The organism is Rhizobium mesosinicum, assembly GCF_019511345.1.
Taxonomy (GTDB): domain Bacteria; phylum Pseudomonadota; class Alphaproteobacteria; order Rhizobiales; family Rhizobiaceae; genus Rhizobium; species Rhizobium mesosinicum.
This window is the reverse complement of sequence record NZ_JAEUAK010000026.1, coordinates 1-5,729: the sequence shown is the minus strand read 5'-3', so window position 1 is coordinate 5,729 and position 5,729 is coordinate 1. Positions and strand designations below refer to the sequence as shown.

At 57.7% G+C, this 5,729-nt stretch carries 4 protein-coding genes; all 4 read left to right on the top strand.

The genetic code is table 11. The features are described from left to right. The coding region (locus JNB85_RS30410; protein ID WP_220338116.1) for a type I secretion system permease/ATPase at window positions 1–1,756 on the top strand (1,756 nt) is incomplete at its 5' end. A gap of 5 nt (window positions 1,757–1,761) precedes the next feature. Continuing rightward, window positions 1,762–3,111: an HlyD family type I secretion periplasmic adaptor subunit gene (locus tag JNB85_RS30405; protein WP_220338115.1), complete on the top strand. Its 1,350-nt coding sequence runs from the start codon at window positions 1,762–1,764 to the stop codon at window positions 3,109–3,111. A gap of 81 nt (window positions 3,112–3,192) precedes the next feature. Continuing rightward, window positions 3,193–3,681, top strand: a complete 489-nt coding sequence (locus JNB85_RS30400; RefSeq protein ID WP_220338114.1) for a hypothetical protein — start codon at window positions 3,193–3,195, stop codon at window positions 3,679–3,681. Between the two features lie 138 nt (window positions 3,682–3,819). Continuing rightward, entirely contained in the window at window positions 3,820–5,466 is a 1,647-nt protein-coding gene (locus JNB85_RS30395) for a GNAT family N-acetyltransferase (RefSeq protein WP_220338113.1), read from the top strand. Window positions 5,467–5,729: the final 263 nt, after the last annotated feature.

The window sequence follows — 5,729 nt, the reverse complement described above, 5'->3', positions numbered from 1 at the left end:
GGGCGGTGGCGGCGGAAGCAGCGGCTTTCACAAACGCAGCGAACCGGTGAATTTTGCGCTGAGCCTTTCGCACGGTATCGCCGTCATAAGGCGCAACCTCGCAATCGTCATGGTCTTCACCATAGCGATCAACGTGCTCCTGCTGGCAATCCCGCTCTACCTCTTCCAGATTTCCGACCGCGTGCTGACAAGCCGTTCGATCGATACGCTGGTTATGCTTTCGATCGTGGTGGTGGGAGCCGTTCTCCTGCAGGCCTTCCTCGATTCTGTCCGGCGCTTCGTTCTGATGCGGACTGCCGTGGAACTGGAAGTCCAGCTGGGCGCCCCGATCCTCAGCGCGGCCGCACGCGCCTCGCTGCATGGAACCGGCAAGGATTACCAAATCCTGCAGGACCTTCAGCTTCTGCGAAGCTTCCTGACGTCAGGCACGCTGATCGCCTTTCTCGATGCACCGTTGATGCCGCTCTTCGTGATCGTGGTCTATCTGGTGCATCCGCATCTCGGCATTATCATCATGGCCTGCTGTGCGGTGCTATTTATGATCGCTTTCCTGAACCAGAAGTTCACCGCCAAACAGTTTGCCGAGTCGAACAGCTATCTCAGCCGCGCGAACTTCCATCTCGATTCCATGTCGCGTAACTCGCAGATCATCAACGCGCTCGCCATGATTCCCGAGGCGGTGAAGATGTGGGGCAGGGAAACCGCGGGCTCGCTGAAATCCCACGTGCAGGCGCAGGATCGCAACATCATGTTCACGGGTGTTTCCAAAGCCTGCCGCATGATCACTCAGGTCGGACTTCTCGGCTGGGGCGCGCATCTGTCACTCTCAGGAGAGCTGACCGGCGGCATGGTCATCGCAGCTTCGATCATTTCCGGTCGCGCGCTGGCGCCGATCGAAGGGGCAATCGAAGGCTGGCATCAGTTCAACCGGTCGGCCGCCGCCTATGGTCGCATCAAGAACCTGCTGCTTACCTCGCCGCTCAACTTCCCGCGACTGCGCCTTCCCAATCCGGAAGGGCGGCTCGATGTCGAGCGGGTCCTTTTCGTTCCGCCGCCGCAGAAGAAAGTGATCCTGAACGGCATCTCCTTCTCGCTGAGGAAGGGTGAATCGCTGGCGATCATCGGCAATTCCGGTTCCGGCAAGACGACGCTCGGCAAGATGCTGGTAGGCTCGATCCTGCCGACCTCCGGCAATGTGCGCCTGGACCTGATGGATCTGCGCAACTGGGACCAGCGACAGTTCGGCGAAAGCATCGGCTATCTGCCGCAGGATGTGCAGCTCTTCCCAGGTACGATCAAGGCCAATATCTGTCGAATGCGCGATGACGTCGAAGACCGGCAGATATACGAGGCAGCTGTCCTGGCCGACGTGCACGAACTGATCGCAAGCTTTCCTCAGGGCTATGAGACCGTCGTCGCAGCCGATGGCGCGCCGCTTTCGGGCGGCCAGAAGCAACGCATCGCATTAGCCCGCGCCTTCTTCGGCGATCCGAAATTCGTCGTGCTCGACGAGCCCAATTCCAACCTCGACACTCAGGGCGAAGCCGCGCTGGCTAAAGCGCTGATCCACGCCAAGAAACAGGGAATCACGACTGTCACGATCACGCAGCGCCCGGCACTTCTGCAATGCGTGGACAAGATCATGGTTCTCAAGGACGGCACGGTCGCGATGTTCGGCGAGCGCATGGAAGTCCTGCAGGCGCTCTCCAAGGGTAATGGTCGCAACGACCAGCAGACATCGCGTATCGAAAGGTGACGGCAATGCAAAAAAGGAAACAGGGAGGAGCGGGCCTGGCACAACTCGAATGGTATTGCGACGTCCCACGCTCTATCCGTTCCCACAGCCTTGTTGGCCTGACGGTGCTTTTCGCTTCATTCGGCGGTTTCGGATATTGGGCGGCAACCGCACCGCTTGCCTCGGCAATCATCGCCCAGGGCAGCTTCGTTGCGACCGGCAACAATAAGGTCGTCCAGCATCTTGAAGGCGGCATCATCAAGGAAATGATGGTCGGCGAGGGAGCAAGCGTCAAGGAGGGCGATGTGCTGCTGACGCTCGACCAGACGGCTGCTCTGACCAACGAACGTATGCTGAACTTAAGGCGCCTGCGCCTGGAGGCTGTCGTGGCGCGGCTGAGAGCCGAAGCACAGGGAACGAATGAGCTCAAACTCCCTGATACCGTGATGGAACAGGCAAGTGACCCCGACGTCAACGCCATCATCCAAAGCCAGAACGTTGTCTTCCACAGCAAGCGTGTCAAGCTCGAAGAGCAACTCAACCTCATCGAGAAGAACATCAAGTCTCTGGAATACCGCTTCGAGGGTTACAAGGGTCAGCGCGAATCTTTCGAACGGCAACTGGCACTCCTGTCGGATGAGCGCGATTCCAAGGAGCGGCTCGTCAAGGTCGGCTATATGCGCAAGACCGATCTTCTAGCAATCGAACGCGCCATTGCCGATGCTATGGGCGACATTTCCCGCCTGAACGGCGAGCTGAATGAGAGCGAGGCGGAAATCGCCAAATTCCGCCAAGAAGCAGTCATTGCCGTCAACTCCAACAAGCAAGCGGCACTCGATGCACTGGAGACGGCTGAATCCGATCTCGACGGCGTTCGCGAGCAAGCACGGGAGGCATCCGGCGTTCTGGAACGCACAACCATCCGCTCGCCTGTAACAGGTACTGTGGTGCGCTCCTACTATCATACGGCCGGCGGCGTCATCACCACCGGAAAGCCGATCATGGAGATCCTGCCAGCCCATGTGCCGCTGATCCTGGAGGCGCAGGTATTGCGTACCTCCATCGATCAGTTGCACGAGGGACAGACGGCCGCGATCCGCCTGACCGCCCTCAACAGACGCACCACACCGGTTCTGGAAGGAAAGGTCTTCTATGTTTCGGCAGACTCCGTCGAGGAAAATGCCGGCTTGTCCGTGAAGGACGTGTACATCGTGCGCGTGCAGATTCCGGATTCGGAAATCGCCCGCGTTCACAACTTCCACCCGGTTCCCGGCATGCCGGCCGAAGTGCTGCTCCAGACCTCGGAACGCACTTTCTTCGAATATCTAAGCAAGCCGGTTGCCGACAGCATGTCGCGCGCCTTCAAGGAGCGTTAAGTTCACAAATTTTCCGAAGCATTTAATGAAATTCTCTGATATAGTTTATGTATTATCGGCCTTGATCCGAAGGAGTTCAGCATGCCGGCCATGTCCGATGTCTTGTTGAGTGTTGGCCGGCTAAACTATGTCTGGACTAATACAGAGAGTCTTCTGATCTATATTATCGCCCACCTTCTCAAGGTGGAGAAGGAGGCGGCGATCGTGGTTTTCCTGACGCTTAATACGACACGCGCGCGCATAGATCTCGTCGAGCGTCTCGCGAAGCTTCCTTCGACGCCAGCTGCGGACCGCAAGGCGGTTCTCTCCGCCATGTCGCGCCTGAAGAAGGAGTCGAAGATGCGCAACAAATATAATCATTGCATCTATTCCTTCGATGAGAAGGGCGAAATCTCAAGCACGCAGCTCATGCGCCTCGTCGAGGACGATAAGGAAATCCGCTACGGCAAGATCGAACAGATGGACGATCGGGAAATGGAGCTTCTGGACAAATCGATTGGCGAAATCGTCAATATCAGCAAGGCGCTCTGGGCTTTCATCCATGCAAGCCCACGGATTGTAGCACTCTAATATTGCAGGCAGAAAACGGCTGCCGTGGGCTAATCCCATTGCGTCTCAAGGAATCACCCAGACGGTTTATTTGAAGATCGGTGTTTCCCACTAAACTCGAATCTCCCGAATTGCGTACGGAGTATTGGGAGGGGGGGCATGCACATCGATATCATTGATACCGTCGCCGGCTTCGACGCAGTTCGCGACAATTGGGATCAGGTTTATCGAGACGATCCGGACGCCCAACATTTTCTCTCCTGGACATGGCTCAAGGACTTTCTTGCGCGTCGCGGCCGCTGGTTCGTCCTGGCGCTGCGCGATCGGAAACCGGGTGCTACCTATGTCTCCTTTTTGCCGCTGAGATTGCTCACGAAATTCGACGAACAGAGCGGGCTTTTCTACGATGAAATCGTCATGGCAGGGAATTATTCGGCCGACTATACCGGCCTCATCGTCATGCCCGGCTACGAACAAAAGGCGATCGACGGTTTTGCGGCTTACCTCAGACAGCAGAACTGGACGCATCTCCGGCTGGAACATTTCAGCGGCCCGCCGGAACGGCGGGAGAAGATGATCCTGGCGCTGCAGGGGCCACTCGTCATGTTCCGCGACAGCGCCCCGGCCACCCATGACAATATTGACAATACGATCTGCCCGGTCGTCTCTCTACCTGCAAGTTGGGACAACTATCTGGAGCAGAAAATGAGCAGCCAGACACGCCAGAAGCTGCGCCGCTTTATGCGCAAGCTCGATGGCGGCGAAGGCTACCGGATCACTAGGGCAACGCCCGAAACCATTGACCGAGACCTCGCCATTCTGTTCGATTTCTGGCGCACGCGGTGGACGGCGCGCAAAGGGCCGGAGCGGACGGAGCGGCTTATCAATTCCACCCGAGAAATGTTGATGGACTGCTTCAAGAGCGGCACACTCGATGTCCCGCTCTTCTGGTTCGGCGAAAGGCCGCTCGGCGCCCTCGCCAACATCATCGACCATCCGAAGAAGACGATCCTCTTCTATATTGCCGGTCGTGATGAGAGCTGGAAGACGCCTTCTCCCGGTCTGGTGTTGCATGGATATTGCATTCGCCGGGCGATCGAAGACGGCTTCCGGTTCTATGATTTCCTGCGCGGAAACGAAGCTTACAAATATGTTTTCGGCGCTGACGAGCGGCGGATCGGCTATACGCTCTTCAGGACTCGCGACGGACGCAATCTCGGCGGCATTCTACATCCCCACAGTGTCAGCTATGTCTACCAGCAGGCACTCGAAATGTATCGAAAGGGCGAGAGGGGAAAAGCCGAGATCGTCTTCACCCAGGTTCTGCAATCCTCCCCAGGTCATGTCGGTGCCGAATTTGGCCTTGCCAACCTGCTCTTCGACCGGGGAAGGCTGATCGAGGCCCTTGCCGCCTACCAGTCGCTGCTGGAACGCACCGCCGAACCGCTGCCGATTGCACTTCGCCTTGGAGATACGCAACTGGCTTTGAAACTCTACGAGGATGCGGCCGGAACCTTCCGCCGCATCGGTGAGCAGGCGCCCCATGTGGTGCAGGCCCGTTACAAAGAAGGTGTCGCTCTCATCGCAACACGCCGTCTCACGCAGGCCGAGACAGTTCTTGCGGCGATCCAGGATATCCATACCGACGATCCGGCGGCCGTTCCCTACATCCAGCTTGCTTCCGTGGCGTTGGAGCGTGTACGCCAGCATAATGCGGCGCTGGCAGCCGATGAACAGATCCCTGAAGGCATGATGGGATTGCCTGGAAAGCGCGGCGGCGAGAAACGCCGCCCCCGCACGCATTAGAGCTTTGTTTATGCATATCGTGATCGCAAAACCGCTGTATGGTTTTGCGATAATTATTTTAGCTATGACTGAACTGGGGCGCTGGTGAGCTTTAGCGAAGGCGAGCCAGGATTGCCAGCGAAGCTGCAGTCTTTGCGCCAGCGTCGGCTTGGAGATGCCAGCTGGGAAGCGGCGACGATGGTGGCGAGCGGTTTGCTTACATTGCCGCGGCAGGACTATTTGGAGCGGCTAGGCGCCTGCGCGGTGGACACGATGGAGAAACA